Source organism: Hyphomicrobium sp. (genome assembly GCF_035572195.1).
Classification (GTDB): Bacteria; Pseudomonadota; Alphaproteobacteria; order Rhizobiales; family Hyphomicrobiaceae; genus Hyphomicrobium_B.
In genome coordinates this window covers 1-14,963 of the sequence record NZ_DATNBA010000133.1, presented here as the reverse complement: position 1 = coordinate 14,963, position 14,963 = coordinate 1, and the positions used below count along the sequence as shown (strand labels likewise).

Sequence of the window (14,963 nt, the reverse complement as noted above, 5' to 3'; positions counted from 1 at the left end):
CATATTCTAGCTCGCAGAGATTGCGCCGCCGGGATGGCCTTGAGAACCCGGCCGGCTCAGCTCTCGGTCGCTTCTTCCACTGCTTTCAAGAGTTCGTCTCGTGATACTTTCTTTTCCGTTGGAGTTGCCTGTGCAATCACGTGATCGATGACCTTGTCTTCGAAAATCGGGGCGCGAAGCTCGGTGAGCGCTCCCGGCGTCTTTTCGTAGTACTCGTAAACCTGCTTCTCGTGGCCGGGATAGCGGCGGGCCTGCTCGACGAGGGCGCGGCGCATTTCTTCCTGTGAAACCTGCAACTTGTTCTTCTCACCGATCTCGCCGATCACGAGCCCGAGCCGGACCCGCCGCTCGGCGATGCCGCGATATTCGGCACGCGCTTCATCCTCGGTTTTGCCTTCGTCGGCGAAGCTTTTGTTCGTGGCTTTGAGATTGTTCTCGAGTTGCGTCCATATATTGTTGAATTCGAAATCGACAAGGGATGCCGGCAACTCAAATTTGTGTTCGGCGTCGAGCGCGTCCAGAATCTCGCGCTTCAGCTTGGCGCGCGACGCCTGGTCGTACTCGCGCTTGATCTGCTCGGAAACGAAGCCGCGAAGCTTTTCGAGGGTTTCCGCGCCGAGGCCCTTGGCAAAATCTTCGTCGATTTCGGGCTTTTTCGGTTTGGCGACGGCCGTTACCTCGACGTCGAAATCGGCCGTCTTGCCGGCCAGCTGCTTCATCGGATAGTCGTCCGGGAAGGTCGCCGTAACGACCTTTTTGTCTCCTGCCTTCAGGCCCGTTACGCCTTCTTCGAAGCCCGGTATGAACTGCTTTTTGCCGATGACGAGACTGGCGCCCTCTCCCGAGCCGCCCTCGAACGTTTCTCCATCGACGCGGCCGACAAAGTTCATGGTCACGAGATCGCCTTCGCCTGCGGCGCGGCCGTCCTCGGGTTCAAATGACGTGTTCCGCTCCGCAAGATCCGACAGCGCCTTGTCGATCGCCGCATCATCGACGTCGGCGACGAGCCGCTCGAGCTTCAATGTCTTGAGGTCGGCGACGGGAATCGGCGGCAAAACCTCAAACGACATGTTATAGGCGAGGTCCGCCTCGCCATTGACGATGCGTTCGAATGTTTCCTCGTTAGCCTCGACGAGCTCGACTTTCGGCTGCTGCGCGGGACGTTCGTTGCGATCCTTGATGACCTTGGCGCTCGTATCGTTGAGCGTCTGCTCCATCACTTCCTGCATCAACGATTTGCCGTAGAGCTTTTTCAGATGCGTCAGCGGGACCTTGCCGCGACGGAAGCCTTTGATTTGTACCCGGTCCTTGAGTTCATCGAGACGCTCTGTGAAGCGCTCGCTCAACTCAGCCTGCGCGACGACCACTTGCAGGGTGCGCTTCAATCCGTCTCGTGCCGTTTCCGTAACCTGCATCGTCCGTTTCCTGATTGGAGACCCGTTGGTCTCATCGATCGACCAATAGTCTGGGAAGTCGTCTGTCTGTCTACAAATCTTCTATCCCGGCGGCCCCCAAAGGCGCACTGGTGCGGGCGGAGGGATTTGAACCCCCACGACTTTCGCCGCTTGGACCTAAACCAAGTGCGTCTACCAGTTCCGCCACGCCCGCGTCCGAAGTCCGTCTTTGCCTTCCGCCGCTTAACCTTCAACACGATCGGCCGGCAAAATCCGGCGCAATCGTTCACTCCTGCACCGAATGGCGCTAGTCGTCCTGCTATTATCAGGAGGCGTCCGGCACACAAGGCTGGGGAGCCGCTTTCATACGCGGGAGCGGTTCCGAAAACAATGCGCAAATCGCAAGCGCGGGAACGGCCCTAGGCCGCCCAAACGGCCAAAGCGGGCGGAACCGTCAGCTTGACCACCCAAGCAGCAGTACGACCGCGATTGCCGAAACCGGCAGCGCAAGGAAAATGGCGCCTTGTTCAGAGCCGGTGTCGAATAAGTAGTAGCCGACGATGGCGGCGATCAGCAAAGCAATGGCTTTGAAAAACATGATAAAATCACTTTTGGGCCCGCCCCCGGCGAAACGGAGACGACGTGAAATACACTAATGGTACAGTTTCTCGCGACAAGCGAAACTCGTCAACGGATGCGATTATGTATGAATAACGAAAGATGTGCTGCGGTGGTGGATCTGAGCGGCCTCATCGGCGCGGCGGAACCGACATCGCGGGAGCTTGCAGATCGTATGGAACGAGCACGATAAACTTTGTTCAAGGACCAGCCAGCAGAACGACATCGGCGCTGTCAGAAGGCACTTTCGCCAACTTGCGACGCAGGGGAGTTTTGCCTATGTGCTGTCAGCCGTAATTTCCGCAATGACTTCGAGCGTGGGGAACCTCTTGCCAAAGACCGCTAAGAACTGGATCGTCGAAACGGACTGGCTCGCGAGCCATCTATCCTCTCCCGACCTTATCGTGCTCGACGGCAGCTGGCATCTTCCGACAGCAGGCCGCGACGCAAAGAAGGAATATCTCGCCGAGCACATTCCAGGCGCCCTGTTCTTCGATATCGACGATCTTTCGGACGAGAAATCGTCGCTTCCCCATATGCTGCCGTCGACGGTTAAGTTCGCGTCGCGCATGAAGAAAATGGGCATTGGCGACGGTGCGCGAATCGTCGTCTACGACACCAATGGCATCTTTTCAGCAGCGCGCGTGTGGTGGACGTTCCGCGCCATGGGGCACCAGGACGTGGCCGTATTGAATGGCGGTCTAAGGAAATGGAAGGCCGAGGGCCGGCCGCTGGAAGACGGCCGTCCCGCCCAGCGCTCGGAACGGCATTACACGCCGTTGCAGAACACCGAAATCATTCGCGACCTCGAAGAAATGAAGGCGCTTCTGAAGAAGTCCGGCACGCAAATCGTCGATGCGCGTCCCGCCGGCCGTTTCGAGGGGCGCGAGGCCGAACCTCGGCCGGGCCTGCGCTCGGGTCATATTCCGGGTGCCAAGAACGTCCCGTCGCAGCAGCTGTTGAATCCCGACGGCACGTTCAAATCGCCGGCTGAACTCAGCGCGTTGTTCAAGAGCGTCGGCATCGACGTGTCGAAGTCGGTCGTGACGACGTGCGGCTCGGGCGTCACCGCCTCAATGCTCGCATTGGCGCTTGCAGTGCTGGGCCAGACGAACGCTGCCGTCTACGATGGCAGTTGGGCCGAGTGGGGCCAGGACAACGGTTTGCCGGTTGAGACGGGCGCGGCGCACTAGGTGCCAGGCCCTGTTGTCACGTCTCGTTGGGGAAATACTGGTAAATCCAAGTTTCCGTCAGCGCCTGCTTGTCCTTGCGAAGGAACACCCTGAGATCGACCGGGCCGGCGCCAATGGCTTTGATGTCGAAAATGGCCCGCCAGCGTTGTTTCTGATCGACAACCGGATGGTTGTAGACGCCCGACGCGATCCCGTGAGACGCGTCGACGATGAGTTCGACACCGTCGTTGCGGCCGAGGCCCTCGAAAGCCTTCCCCTCAAAATCGATGACGAACTTGCGAACGTCCGCCGGGCGTTCTTGTCCGGGGCGGCCGCCGAGACCCGTCCATGTTCCTATAGAGCGTGCGATCCCCTCCGGGAACGGAATTTCGTCCAGCCATGAAAGCCGATATCGCCAAGTCCGCCGCTGCCCGGATTTGAAGTCGTCTTTCGGCGCCCAGTAAGCGACGATGTTGTCAAAGGTCTCATCGGTCGTCTGAATTTCTACCAGCTGCACCGCGCCTTCACCCCACGGATCGAGCGGCTCGACCCACACCGACGGGCGTCGTTCGTAGAAGATGCCGTCATCCAAGTAGTGGCCGAATTCGCGATCGCGCTGTAGCAGTCCGAAACCCTTGACGTCGCGGTCCACGAAAACGCTGGTCATAACGCGCGGTGGATTGTTGAGCGGTCGCCAAATCCGCTCGCCCGTACCCGTGAGAATGGCAAGACCGTCGCTGTCGTGAATTTCCGGATGCCAGTCCGTCGCCTGCTTTCGGTTCGCCTCTCCGTACCAGAACATGCTGGAGAATGGCGCGATACCGATGCGATCAATATCTTGGCGCGCAAAGAGCCGCGCCTCGATGTCCATGACGATGCGAGCGATGCCCTTGGCGTTGGTCGACCGCTCGGTACGCATCCGATATGCGCCGGTAACACTTGGTCCCTCAAGCAGTCCGTAGATCGTCAGAGGCCCTTGGGCCTCGTGCGGACCTTCGAGCCAGTAGTGAGTGAACCGGGGAAACTCTTCGGGCTTCGGCATCGCCGTATCGATTGCGATGCCGCGCGCCGAGAGGCCATACTGATTGAACGGTCCGGACGTGCGGAAGTAGGAAGCGCCCATTGCGGCGAACCAATCCGTCTTGAGGTCGTCCGCCATGACGCGAAAGCCGGCGAAGCCCGTTCCGGCAGAAAGTTTGCGCGCCGGACTGTCCTCCGGGATGTCAAATAGCTTCGGACTGTAGATCACTTCGCGGGCGGCCGTGCCCTCGACGACATGAATGCGAACGGGATGGGTTGCATATTTGCCAAGGTGGAAGAGTTGCACCGGGTAGTGCCCGTCACGGTCAAGGCGAAGGCTTTTATCGGCGAGATAGCGGATGCGCTGATATTCGTCATAGGTGATCTCGGCCAAGACGCCGGGCGACGGCACGGTCGGCTCCTCGTACGGTTTCTTGGCAAGTTCCTCGGCCTGCCTTGTGACGTCATCGAACGAAAACGGGACCTGCGGCCCAAGTTCGTCGTTGCTGACGCCCGCGAACGCATGAGCTTCGCCGGCTGCTTCAAAAAGACATGAAGACAGAACGACCCCACCGGTACCCCGCAAGACCTGACGGCGGTTCGGTGCGAAATTTCGAAACATGTTTGATGTGCCTGTCATGTGTTGCTCTGCCGCCGGCCAATTGCGCGGCTGACGCAATTGAAACCACGGTCTGCGGAGCCGAATTCAGGCGACAGTCAAAGCGGAGAGCTTTGGCACCGTTGAGCGGAGAATCGTGCTCGCACCCAAAGCAAACGCTCGACAGCGATTGCGGTTCAATTTTGAAGAGCCGCACCTTGCGAGGCGTGTTCGGCGAGCGCCTTTTCGATCCAGCTGGTAACTTCCTCCGACGCTGGCGCTAATCGCGTCGAAAGCGACCGCAGCAATCGCCCATCGCGTCCAATCAAATACTTATGGAAATTCCAGTTCGGCAGGCCCTTGGGGCCTATCGCATCGGCGGCCCATTTGTAGAAGGGGTGCGCCTCTGATCCAATCACCACCTGCTTCGACGTCAGAGGAAAGGTGACGCCGAATGCACCCTGACAGAACGATTTTATTTCGCCTTCGGATTTCGGTTCCTGGCCACCAAAATCGTTTGATGGCACGCCGATCACAACGAGCCCGGCCTTCTCGTAGCGCGTCCACAGTTCTTGCAGTCCGGCGTACTGCTTGGTGTAGCCGCAGAACGATGCCGTGTTAACGACGAGCAGAACCTTGCCCCGCCAGTCGGCCAGCTGCAGCGGCTTACCGTCTATCCCTGAGAACGCGAAATCGTAAGCCGTACCCGTCACGACTTTTGATGGCCCAACACTAGGCGCTCCCGTCCACATCGCGATAAGACCTGCCACCGTCGCCCAGAGTTTTGTCATTTCCACCCCACCGCATTTCGCATAGTCTATATCGATATTGAGCGCGCCACTTTTAAGTACCGCGGCCGGCGACTGATGTGAGGTTCTCACGCTGCGGCATATATTGAAATGACGTCCGTGAAGCACCTCAATTTCTTCCGCACCGACACCCCTGTTCCAACGGGAACAGCGGCCAAGCACGGCTGTCGCTAAATCTGCCTCCATCGAAATAAACCCGGGCCGCCGGCCCACCTAAGGAGGACCCATAAATGACAACTCTCAGCAACACGTTGGCAATCGCCATTGCTTTCTCGACGATTGCCGGTGCGGCGCTTTTCAACGGCTCGCCTGCCGAAGCTCGTGGGGGCAAAGAAGTCTTCGTTCAAGACTATAAATTCGCCAAGCCGATGCACGGTTATTCCGGCCATTCCGGCAATTATTTCTGTGATTATCAGCGCCTGCCGGACCGCAGGTGCACGGTCAATAGCAGCGGCCGCGAGAGCTGCAAGATCGTCGGTTGGACACTCCGCGAGATGTGCCAATAGGAATTTGCAAAACGCCGTTCAGCCCTTCATCGAATATCGAGAAATCTGAGGCTTCGGGAAATTCCCGAGGCCTTTTTTCTTTTTTGCCTGATGCCGTCTCCGCGTACGGACTTTTTTTCAGCGGCCCGATGAGCTGTTCCACCGGAAACAGTCAATGAGGATTAGGATCGCTAGCGTCGCTCGTGTTGTGGGAAGGCGCAAAGGCGCCGGCTCGCGATTGAATTCTTAAGGAGGATTATGACATGAGCACTGATGAAGGCAACCGCCGTCCTAAGAGGGGATTTTTGACGAAACTTCTCCTCCTCGCGCTGGTCGTTGGGGCGGCGGCGTTCGGCGCAATCGCTATTTCGCGCAGCGATCTCGTGGGCGCAAAGTCCACTGACGAAGAAACTTTGAAAGTCGAGACGGCAGCGCCAAGAATCGACTGGATCGCCGCCGCGCCCGGTCGCGTCGAGCCGAAGTCCGGCCTCGTTCGCGTCGGCGCACAACTTCTCGGGCGCATTGCCGAAGTCACCGTAAAACTGAACGACAAGGTCGAAGAAGGCGAACTTCTGATCCGGCTCGATGACGAAGAGGCGCGCGCCCGTTTGCAAGCGGCTGAAGCCGAAGCCGCATCGCGCAAGCGTGAGCGTGATGCGCAGTCGCTGGACAAAGGACGCGACGATCTTCGTGATGCGGAGGACAACGTGTTTTCGGCCGAGCGCGCGGTGACGAATTCCCGCTTCGTGCTCGAGTACGAACTACAAGCGAAACGCCAGGGTACCGGCAGCGCCGAACGCGTTGCAGACGCCCGCCGTAACGTCACAAAAGCCCAGGAAGATCTTAAGAAAGAGCGCGGCCGTTATGCGACTGCCTCGGCCAAGCGTAACGTCCCGGCGCCAAATCGGTTGGAATCGGCGCTTCAGGCGGCTCGCTCGGACATATCGGTCGCCGAAGCGCTGCTCGAAAAAACCCGCATTCGCGCTCCCGTCGACGGCACCGTGCTGCAGCTTCCTGCGAAGGCCGGCGAGATGATCGCCCCTTCGCCCGAGCAAGCCCTTGTCGTTCTCGGCGATATGTCGGTCGTGCGTCTCAAAGCCGAAGTCGACGAGATCGACGTTTCGAAAATCAAGGTCGGCGGCAAAGTGGTCGTCAAGAGCAATGCTTATCCGGGCCAGGAGTTCACCGGTACCGTAGCGGAACTCGCGCCGACATTGTCATCGCCGCACTTCGCTCTGCGCGGCGCGCGCCGTCCGACCGACGTCGAGGTTCTCGAGGTGACGGTCGATCTCGAAGGCAATCCGCCGTTGCTGCCTGGAATGAGGGCCGACGCCTTTTTCAAGTAACGCGGACAGCAATACTCTGCTCGGAGCGTGCCCTCGGCTGATGCGGGAGGCGCAATTTCCAGCGGAGCCCCAATGGGCCAGTGGCGGCGAGCTTCCTCCTTAGCCGAGCCGCCACCGGTCCTGGTGCGGGGAGGATGCGCGGATGCGGACATGCGGCTCCGTTCCACGCTCCTCCCCGCTGCCGTTTCAGAGGCGTTGCGCGAACCTCAACCGGCATCGCAGCGCACTTTCCATTCCTCACACAATCTCCTGTGCCCATCGGAACAGCGGCTCCGCGCACCTCCGAGCATGATGCAGCGATCGAACACGGAAACGTCCTCAACCCGCTGCTTCAGGAGAGACCCATGTACGGAGAAATCAAAAAATTCCGCCGCGATCTCGGAGTCGGCGTGATCTACGCCGAGGACGGCCGCGCCTACCGTTTCGAGCAAACGGCAATCCGCAATCGCCGCGAAGATCTCGAGGGCCACGAAGTTCATTTCGAACTCGGCGGCCTCAAGGCTCGCGACATCATCGTTCTAGCCGGATCGCCATGGGCGGCGTTCGGCGGCATCGGTCTTTGATCTGAATTTCGGAGCGATGCCATGACCGTAATATTGAACCTGGCCGATGTGCCGAGGGTCGACGCCGCCGAACTCGATATACCGATGCGGCTGCTGATCGGAAAAGGTCAGGGTCTTGCCCTCCTGAAGGGCCTCACCGAGCGGGAGATCCGCGATCTCGAGAACGAGATTTGGACGGGCTTCGAAGGTTCCGACGAAGCCCGGCTCGCAGTGGCTCTACGTTTTCGGGCGCTGCTCGACGTCTTCGCGTCACGCCGCCTCAAGGGTTTGCTCCTCGAACGCGGCTTCAGGCTGATCGCGGCAGCGATCCGCGAAGCTTCGCGCCAGCCACTCAATACGCGCTTCGGCTTCAACGCACAGAGGTTGTTGACGGCTCTCGATGCAGCCACCGCCTCGCCGGCCGCCGAGCCGCTTCCCCTCAAAATCGCTGCCTAGATCGCAGCAGCATCCCAGCTCAGAAGCACCTTTTAAGCCTCTGATCGGGCGATAAATTTCTTTGTTTGGAAGAATGACATGACGAGGGATGTGGGCTTCAAGATCAGGCGCGGCAAGGTCGGCATTCTGCTGCTGCACCGGCTATGTGGAACGCCAGTCGAAATGCGCTTCGTTGCGACCGGGCTCGCAAGCAAGGGCTATACCGTTCATTGCCCGATGTTGGCCGGACACTGCGGCAGCGAAGACGCGCTTCGGGCCTCCACATGGACCGACTGGTACCGCGGTGCCAGCCTGGCTCTCGACGACATCAAGAAGGATTGTGACGTCGTCATTGCCGGCGGGCTTTCGGCAGGGGCAGTGCTGGCCGTGATGCTCGCCGCCAGGAACCCGGCCAAGGTAAACGCCACCGCGTTGCTTGCGCCGACGCTTTGGCTCAACGGTTGGATGATCCCTTGGTACGCGCGGGTCTTCAAACTCATCCGCACCAAGTGGGTCGCGAACCTGTTCAGGTTTCCGCATCGTGATCCGCACGGCATCAAGGACGAACGAATTCGCGAATTCATCCAGAGGGCTCGAATGTCCAGGGGCGCCTCGCAGGCCGGACATCCCGTAACGCCGGGTGGTGCCGCTTTCGAGCACCGCCATTTGGTGAAGGCGATGCAAAAGCTGGTGCCCTACGTGCGCCAGCCGACGCTGATCGTGCATCCAATCGACGACGACTACGCGGCCATGAACAACGCGACGTATCTGCGCGACAACCTGAGAGGCCCTGTCCAACTGACCGTGCTCGATGACTGCTACCACATCGTGACCGTCGATCGGCAGCGCCACCTCGTCGTCGAGGCGATCGATGCGTTCGTCGAAAATTTCATTGCAAATATTGCCAGCGATGCTGCTGCAGATCGCCTTCCGTTCCGGAATTCAGCAGCGTGATGCACGCCATAACATGCTGATAAACATAATTAAAATTAAACGCCGCTGAAATGAATCGTGTGTTCCGGCCGGAACAGCGGGCCAACGACGGTTGCGGCATTGTCCAGTCATAGCCGGAGAGAACCGGCGCCGAGATTGAAACAAGACCGCAACAGAAAGCCCGAGGAGGCTCCAATGACCAAAACCACTCTCGCACTCGCCGCTGCACTGCTGGCCGGCACCACGCTGACGAGCGCCGCGAATGCCGGGGGCGTCCGGGTCGGATTTGGCTTCCCGCTCGGCTCGTTCATTGCCCACTCGAACCAGAGTTATTCAGGCGAAGGCTACGGCAGCGGCCGCAATTGCCATAAGCCGCGCTACGCAGCTCGCCGCCAGTACGAGGCCGCCGCTGCTCCAGTTCGCAAGATCAAGCGCGCTCCGAAGGCTGCCGTCGCTTACAAGGTCAGCAAGCCCGAAGTGCAGACAGCAAAGCTCGAGGACAAACTGATTACGAACGACGAGACGACGACCGAGATCGCGAAAACGCCGGCTGCGGATGTCAGCGGAACGCAGTCGACAGCGAGCACAAGCACGACGACCACTGCAGTGCTCGACAAGGAAACTGACAAAGCCGCCACCACGACAACGCCGGCGATGGCGAAGCTCGAAGCACCCAAGGTCGAGAAGGTCGCCACGGTCGAGAAGACCGAGACGAGCGGAAAGGCCGAACAGAAGACGATCTCGGTACCTGCCGCCAAGCGCGTATGCCGCCGGTTCTCGGCTGCCATCGCCGGCCTGGTCGACGTGCCCTGCCAGTAAGGTCAACAGGTTAACCCCAAGGCAGACTGCAGCGTCTGCCCTGGGAAACGTTTCGCCGAACAGTTATCGTCCGTGAAGCCGGCCAACGCCTCGAGGAGGGGGAAAGGTCATGGAACTCGCAGTCAAAGCTCCGGTCGGGGTCAAATCTCAAATCGCGCACACGAAGCGGCCGAGGTCGCCGAGGCGCAACATCCCGATGGTAGCGAAACTCGCCTACCGCAACCTTTTCCATGACCGTCTGAGCTTCTTCGTCACGATCGTCGGCATCGTGTTCTCGGTTGTCCTCGTCGCGGTTCAATCAGGAATCTATCTCGGCTCGGAAAAGAAAATCGCTGCCATCATCGATGCGGCGCCCGCCGACCTCTGGATCGTGCCGCTCGGAACCAAGAGCTACGACGATCCGTCGTTCCTGTCGGGCCGTGAGCGGTACATGGCCCTTTCGGCTCCGGGCGTGCAGGACTCCGAGGACATGGTCGTTTCCTTCGCACGCTGGCGCAAGCCCGAGGGCGGAACCAACACGGTCCTCCTAATCGGCACCGCGGGCGATAGCCCGAAGGCGCTTCCATGGAACATCGTCGAGGGCAGCCGCCAAGCGCTCGAGGCGCCCGACAGCGTCGCCATTGACCAGAGCTATTTTGCGGATTTGGGCGTGTCGCACATTGGCGATCAAGGCGAGATGAACGGCGTCTCGGTCAGGCTCGCTGCGATTACCAAACGCATTCGCTCGTTCACGACGCTTCCCTTCGTGTTCACGTCGATCGAGGAGGCGCGCAGGCTGTCGGGCGCCGAGCAAAACCAGGCTTCCTATCAGCGCGTGACGCTTATGCCGAACGCCGATCTCGAGACGGTGCGAGCCGAACTCGAGCGGCGCCTGCCGGATACCGACATCCTGACGCAAGACGAATTCCGCAAGCGCAGCCAACACTATTGGCTGTTCCAGACGGGCGCCGGTGCGGCGCTCATTGCGGGCGCGCTTCTTGGCCTCATTGTCGGCATCGTGATTGTCGCGCAGACCCTCTATTCGAGCACGAAGGATCACATCAATGAGTTCGCGACCCTTCGTGCCCTGGGGGCGGGCGCTGGCTACATCGTTAAAGTCATTCTGATGCAGGCCGTCCTTTCCGGTCTCATCGGCTACGTGCTCGGCATGGCCTTATCGACGCTCGCAATCCAAGCCGCGCAGGATACCAAGCTTACGATATTGATGACGCCGCAGCTCGCAGGCGGGTTATTCGCGGTCACCATCGGAATGTGCATATTCGCGGCGATCAGCGCCATCATCAAAGTGGTTCGGATTGATCCGGCCGTCGTGTTCAGTCGCTAGCGGAATTCTGGAGACCACAATGTCCGAGCCAACGAACAGCAAAGTCATCCTAGAAGCCGAAGGCATCGTGAAGGTGCTCGGCACGGCACCGAACGAGGTCAAGGTGCTGAAGGGTATCGACCTGCAACTGCATACCGGCGAGCTGACCCTGCTGATGGGCCCGTCGGGCTCCGGCAAGACGACCCTACTCTCAATTCTCGGTTGCATCCTGACACCGACGGAAGGCAAGCTGTCGCTCGCGGGGTTTCGGACGCAAAACATGAGCAAGGAGCAATTGGCCAACCTGCGGCGCCAACACGTCGGCTTCGTGTTCCAGTCCTACAACCTCGTGCCGACATTGACGGCGGTAGAGAACGTCATGCTGGCGTTGGACCTCAGAGACTTGAGCGGACCCGACGCCTACGATAACGCCGCCGACGCGCTCGAAGCAGTGGGACTCGGCCATCGCATCAACGCCATGCCGTCGAAGATGTCGGGCGGCGAAAAGCAACGCGTCTCCATTGCGCGGGCTCTTGCAGGCTCGCCGTCCGTCATTCTGGCAGACGAGCCGACGGCGGCGCTCGATGCCAAAAACGGCATGGCCGTGATGGAACTCTTGGCCAAGGTTGCGCAGGACACCAGGCGCGCGGTCCTCGCCGTTACCCATGATCACCGTACGTTGCAATTTGCCGACCGCATCATCACGATCGATGACGGCCGGATCGCAGGCTCGGAACGGCCGAAATTGGAGACCGCCGCCGAAATGCAGGTTCCGGCCCAGTAGGGATGCTGGCTACCCTGATCTTCACCTTACTGAATCGTATTCTGCCCGGATGGCCTTAAGCATCAGCACCGGGCAATGGGCCGCGCATCCGAATCCTGAGGCTATCTGGACCGCCAAACCCATTTGTGTAGGATGCGGCAACTTACTAATCAAAAATCACAAATCGGAATAAGCAAGGAATTCGAGCCCATGCCCGGGTCTGAGGCGAACTCGTCCGTTATCACCGGTTCATTGATGGCCGGCAAACGCGGGCTGATTATGGGAGTCGCCAACAATCGATCGATTGCCTGGGGTATCGCCAAGGCGTGCGCGGCACAGGGCGCGGAGATTGCGCTTACCTATCAGGGCGACGCCCTGAAAAAGCGGGTCGAGCCGTTGGCCGCCGAACTCGGCACAACGGTCGTTCTCCCCTGCGATGTGACCGATGCGGCGTCGATGGATGCCGTGTTCGACACACTCGCCAAGACATGGGGGCGCCTCGACTTCGTCGTCCACGCAATCGCATTTTCCGACAAGAACGAGCTCGACGGCCGTTACGTCGATACGACGGAAAAGAACTTCACGCAGAGCATGCTCATCTCCTGCTATTCGTTTACGGCGCTCGCCAAACGCGCCGAAAAGCTGATGACCGATGGTGGCGCACTTCTGACCCTCACCTACTACGGCGCCGAAAAGGTCATGCCACATTACAACGTCATGGGCATCGCCAAGGCGGCATTGGAAGCGAGCGTCCGTTATCTCGCTGCCGACCTCGGCAAAAACGGCATTCGCGTCAACGCGATTTCGGCCGGCCCGATCAAGACGCTCGCAGCGGCAGGCATCGCTGACTTCCGCTACATCCTGCGTTGGAACGAGTACAACTCTGCGCTGCGCCGCAACGTGACGATCGATGATGTCGGCGGGGCGGGCCTTTATCTGCTGTCCGAACTTTCTCGCGGCGTGACCGGAGAGATCCATCACGTTGATAGCGGCTATCACGTCCAAGGTATGAAGAACGAAGATGCTCCCGACATTTCGGTTGTGAAAAGCGACGACAGTTGAAAAGCGAGCCTGTGCGCCCGACGCTTTTGAAGCCCGGGATCACGCTGTATCTTATCCGTCACGGCGAAACAGACTGGAACCGGGACGCCCGCTACCAGGGCCAGCGCGATGTTCCTCTCAACGCAACAGGCCGTGCCCAGGCGCAGCGCCACGGCGACGTGTTGATGCCTCTGATGCCGGCTCTCGCCGATTTCGATTTCGTGTCGAGCCCGCTTGGGCGCGCCGTCGAGACGATGCGGCTGATCCGTACCGCGCTCGGACTCGATGCAGAACACTTCCGCACCGATCCGCAAATTGTTGAGCTGAGCTATGGCCATTGGGAGGGCCGGCTCGCGGCCGAGCTGCCCCAGACAGACCCTGCGGGCCTTGCGCAAAAAGCGTCCGATCCTTTCGGGTGGCGCCCATCGCATGGCGAGAGCTATCGCGATTTACAACAGCGCGTTTCGGCGTGGCTCACCACGCTCGAGAGGGATACCGTAGCCGTCACCCACGGTGGCGTCAGCCGGGTGGCGCGCGGGGCGATTTTGGGCATCGAGGATGCACTGGTGCCCTTCCTGGACGTGCCCCAGGACAAGGTCTTGAAGCTTCGCGACGCGACGATGTCGTGGCTCTGATCGACTGGCCCGGTTTTAACCTTAGCCGTTGACAGCAATCCAAAGAATCAAAAGAGCCGGGGAAGCGGCTCCCCGGCTCTTCGTCACCCATTGGGTGCATAATGAAAGACCATTCGACCGCGGACGCTCAAATCCCGGCGGAACAGTCTTTTGGCTGGTCGACGGCTTTTCTGCCGTCAGCCTTTGCACAGCCCTTGAAAACAGCACTCCTCAATCCTTGCGGAAGAGGACCGATTCCGACCTTGTCCGGTACATGCGATCCTTCGATGCGACGCGGGCTGCGTTCAGGCAGCAATCGCGTGCTCGGCCGAGTTGCCGGTCAAATACGGATACGGTTACGATGCTGTCGTCGTATCTGTCCGCAAGTCTGACGGAACCATCGACGTACGCAAACTGCAGCCGAGTAAATCTGCGTCGCCGCGACTTGTCACGCGCTTTGCCCGCCGAGCGGGCTTGCCGCCTTTTACCGCCGCACCTAAGAAGGATGGTGACGCAGCCCGGCAACACATTCGTTGCACCACCACCCATACGATTTCGACGGGCAGCCCTCTCAAACGATCAGCCAGGCGATGTCCCACAACACCTTCGGCCATCTTTTCCGCGTGACAACCTGGGGCGAAAGCCACGGCCCAGCGATCGGCGCCATCGTCGACGGTTGCCCGCCCGGCATCGCCCTCGATGAGGCGGACATCCAAGGCTACCTCGACAAGCGGAAGCCGGGCCAATCCCGCTTCACGACCCAGCGCCAGGAAGCCGACGCGGTGACGATCCTCTCCGGCGTCTTTGCCGACGCTTCGGGCAAGCGCGTGACGACCGGCACGCCGATCGCACTCGAAATTCAGAACACCGACCAGCGTTCGAAGGACTACGGCGACATCAAAGACAAGTATCGGCCTGGGCACGCCGATTTCACCTACGACGCCAAGTACGGCATCCGCGATTATCGCGGTGGCGGGCGATCCTCGGCGCGCGAAACCGCATCACGGGTCGCGGCAGGCGCCGTGGCGCGCAAGGTCATTCCTGGGGTTACGATTCGCGGCGCGCTCGTCC

At 60.0% G+C, this 14,963-nt stretch carries 16 protein-coding genes and 1 tRNA gene; 12 read left to right on the top strand and 5 right to left on the bottom strand.

The annotated features are described in order from the left end of the window. Positions 1-56 precede the first annotated feature (56 nt). The 3 genes from tig to VN623_RS11190 all read right to left on the bottom strand — a co-directional run bounded on the left by tig (position 57) and on the right by VN623_RS11190 (position 1,992). On the bottom strand, positions 57-1,415 hold the full coding sequence (gene tig / locus VN623_RS11200; RefSeq protein WP_325571072.1) for a trigger factor: 1,359 nt from the start codon (positions 1,413-1,415) through the stop codon (positions 57-59). Positions 1,416-1,523: 108 nt separating this feature from the next. Next, positions 1,524-1,608 (bottom strand) — tRNA-Leu (locus tag VN623_RS11195). 240 nt (positions 1,609-1,848) lie between these two features. Further along, positions 1,849-1,992 (bottom strand): hypothetical protein, encoded by a 144-nt coding sequence (locus VN623_RS11190; RefSeq protein ID WP_325571071.1) that lies wholly within the window; start codon positions 1,990-1,992, stop codon positions 1,849-1,851. Between the two features lie 349 nt (positions 1,993-2,341). On the opposite strand from VN623_RS11190, the gene sseA reads away from it, so the two are divergent. Further along, entirely contained in the window at positions 2,342-3,205 is an 864-nt protein-coding gene (sseA, locus tag VN623_RS11185) for a 3-mercaptopyruvate sulfurtransferase (RefSeq protein ID WP_325571070.1), read from the top strand. A 16-nt stretch (positions 3,206-3,221) separates the two neighbouring features. Here the strand turns inward: sseA and VN623_RS11180 are convergent, their stop codons facing one another. Together VN623_RS11180 and VN623_RS11175 are read right to left on the bottom strand one after the other, a co-directional pair. Further along, positions 3,222-4,844 carry a glucan biosynthesis protein gene (locus tag VN623_RS11180; RefSeq protein ID WP_325571069.1) on the bottom strand — a complete coding sequence of 541 codons (1,623 nt, stop codon included), beginning with the start codon at positions 4,842-4,844 and terminating at the stop codon, positions 3,222-3,224. A gap of 155 nt (positions 4,845-4,999) precedes the next feature. Further along, a complete protein-coding gene (locus VN623_RS11175; RefSeq protein ID WP_325571068.1) occupies positions 5,000-5,593 on the bottom strand; it encodes a glutathione peroxidase in 594 nt (197 codons plus the stop codon). Positions 5,594-5,841: 248 nt separating this feature from the next. Here VN623_RS11175 and VN623_RS11170 point away from each other — a divergent pair, with 248 nt between their 5' ends. The 11 genes from VN623_RS11170 to VN623_RS11120 form a co-directional block, all read left to right on the top strand. Then, positions 5,842-6,117, top strand: coding sequence for a hypothetical protein (locus tag VN623_RS11170; RefSeq protein ID WP_325571067.1), 276 nt, complete (start codon positions 5,842-5,844; stop codon positions 6,115-6,117). Positions 6,118-6,359: 242 nt separating this feature from the next. After that, entirely contained in the window at positions 6,360-7,442 is a 1,083-nt protein-coding gene (locus VN623_RS11165; RefSeq protein WP_325571066.1) for an HlyD family secretion protein, read from the top strand. A gap of 344 nt (positions 7,443-7,786) precedes the next feature. Next, positions 7,787-8,005: a hypothetical protein gene (locus tag VN623_RS11160; RefSeq protein ID WP_325571065.1), complete on the top strand. Its 219-nt coding sequence runs from the start codon at positions 7,787-7,789 to the stop codon at positions 8,003-8,005. Positions 8,006-8,026: 21 nt separating this feature from the next. Beyond that, positions 8,027-8,440 (top strand): hypothetical protein, encoded by a 414-nt coding sequence (locus VN623_RS11155; protein WP_325571064.1) that lies wholly within the window; start codon positions 8,027-8,029, stop codon positions 8,438-8,440. Positions 8,441-8,518: 78 nt separating this feature from the next. Beyond that, positions 8,519-9,373, top strand: coding sequence for an alpha/beta hydrolase (locus tag VN623_RS11150; RefSeq protein WP_325571063.1), 855 nt, complete (start codon positions 8,519-8,521; stop codon positions 9,371-9,373). Between the two features lie 174 nt (positions 9,374-9,547). Further along, positions 9,548-10,171 (top strand): hypothetical protein, encoded by a 624-nt coding sequence (locus VN623_RS11145; RefSeq protein WP_325571061.1) that lies wholly within the window; start codon positions 9,548-9,550, stop codon positions 10,169-10,171. Positions 10,172-10,280: 109 nt separating this feature from the next. After that, the gene (locus tag VN623_RS11140; RefSeq protein ID WP_325571059.1) at positions 10,281-11,495 is read left to right on the top strand and encodes an ABC transporter permease; all 1,215 of its coding nucleotides are present in this window, start codon (positions 10,281-10,283) and stop codon (positions 11,493-11,495) included. Positions 11,496-11,514: 19 nt separating this feature from the next. Next, entirely contained in the window at positions 11,515-12,258 is a 744-nt protein-coding gene (locus VN623_RS11135) for an ABC transporter ATP-binding protein (RefSeq protein ID WP_325571057.1), read from the top strand. Positions 12,259-12,447: 189 nt separating this feature from the next. Then, on the top strand, positions 12,448-13,299 hold the full coding sequence (gene fabI / locus VN623_RS11130) for an enoyl-ACP reductase FabI (protein ID WP_325571055.1): 852 nt from the start codon (positions 12,448-12,450) through the stop codon (positions 13,297-13,299). Continuing rightward, positions 13,296-13,913, top strand: a complete 618-nt coding sequence (locus VN623_RS11125; protein WP_325571053.1) for a histidine phosphatase family protein — start codon at positions 13,296-13,298, stop codon at positions 13,911-13,913. Before fabI ends, VN623_RS11125 begins: the two co-directional genes overlap by 4 nt. Positions 13,914-14,482: 569 nt before the next feature. Then, a partial coding sequence (locus VN623_RS11120; protein ID WP_325571051.1) for a chorismate synthase occupies positions 14,483-14,963 on the top strand: 481 nt, incomplete at its 3' end.

Bases quoted from the DNA above. Each gene is read 5' to 3' on its own strand.
- VN623_RS11150 (WP_325571063.1), top strand. From the start codon at position 8,519: ATGACGAGGGATGTGGGCTTCAAGATCAGGCGCGGCAAGGTCGGCATT.
- tig (WP_325571072.1), bottom strand. From the start codon at position 1,415: ATGCAGGTTACGGAAACGGCACGAGACGGATTGAAGCGCACCCTGCAA.
- VN623_RS11140 (WP_325571059.1), top strand. From the start codon at position 10,281: ATGGAACTCGCAGTCAAAGCTCCGGTCGGGGTCAAATCTCAAATCGCG.
- VN623_RS11175 (WP_325571068.1), bottom strand. From the start codon at position 5,593: ATGACAAAACTCTGGGCGACGGTGGCAGGTCTTATCGCGATGTGGACG.
- VN623_RS11180 (WP_325571069.1), bottom strand. From the start codon at position 4,844: ATGACAGGCACATCAAACATGTTTCGAAATTTCGCACCGAACCGCCGT.
- VN623_RS11155 (WP_325571064.1), top strand. From the start codon at position 8,027: ATGACCGTAATATTGAACCTGGCCGATGTGCCGAGGGTCGACGCCGCC.
- VN623_RS11170 (WP_325571067.1), top strand. From the start codon at position 5,842: ATGACAACTCTCAGCAACACGTTGGCAATCGCCATTGCTTTCTCGACG.
- fabI (WP_325571055.1), top strand. From the start codon at position 12,448: ATGCCCGGGTCTGAGGCGAACTCGTCCGTTATCACCGGTTCATTGATG.
- VN623_RS11135 (WP_325571057.1), top strand. From the start codon at position 11,515: ATGTCCGAGCCAACGAACAGCAAAGTCATCCTAGAAGCCGAAGGCATC.
- VN623_RS11160 (WP_325571065.1), top strand. From the start codon at position 7,787: ATGTACGGAGAAATCAAAAAATTCCGCCGCGATCTCGGAGTCGGCGTG.
- VN623_RS11190 (WP_325571071.1), bottom strand. From the start codon at position 1,992: ATGTTTTTCAAAGCCATTGCTTTGCTGATCGCCGCCATCGTCGGCTAC.
- VN623_RS11145 (WP_325571061.1), top strand. From the start codon at position 9,548: ATGACCAAAACCACTCTCGCACTCGCCGCTGCACTGCTGGCCGGCACC.
- VN623_RS11165 (WP_325571066.1), top strand. From the start codon at position 6,360: ATGAGCACTGATGAAGGCAACCGCCGTCCTAAGAGGGGATTTTTGACG.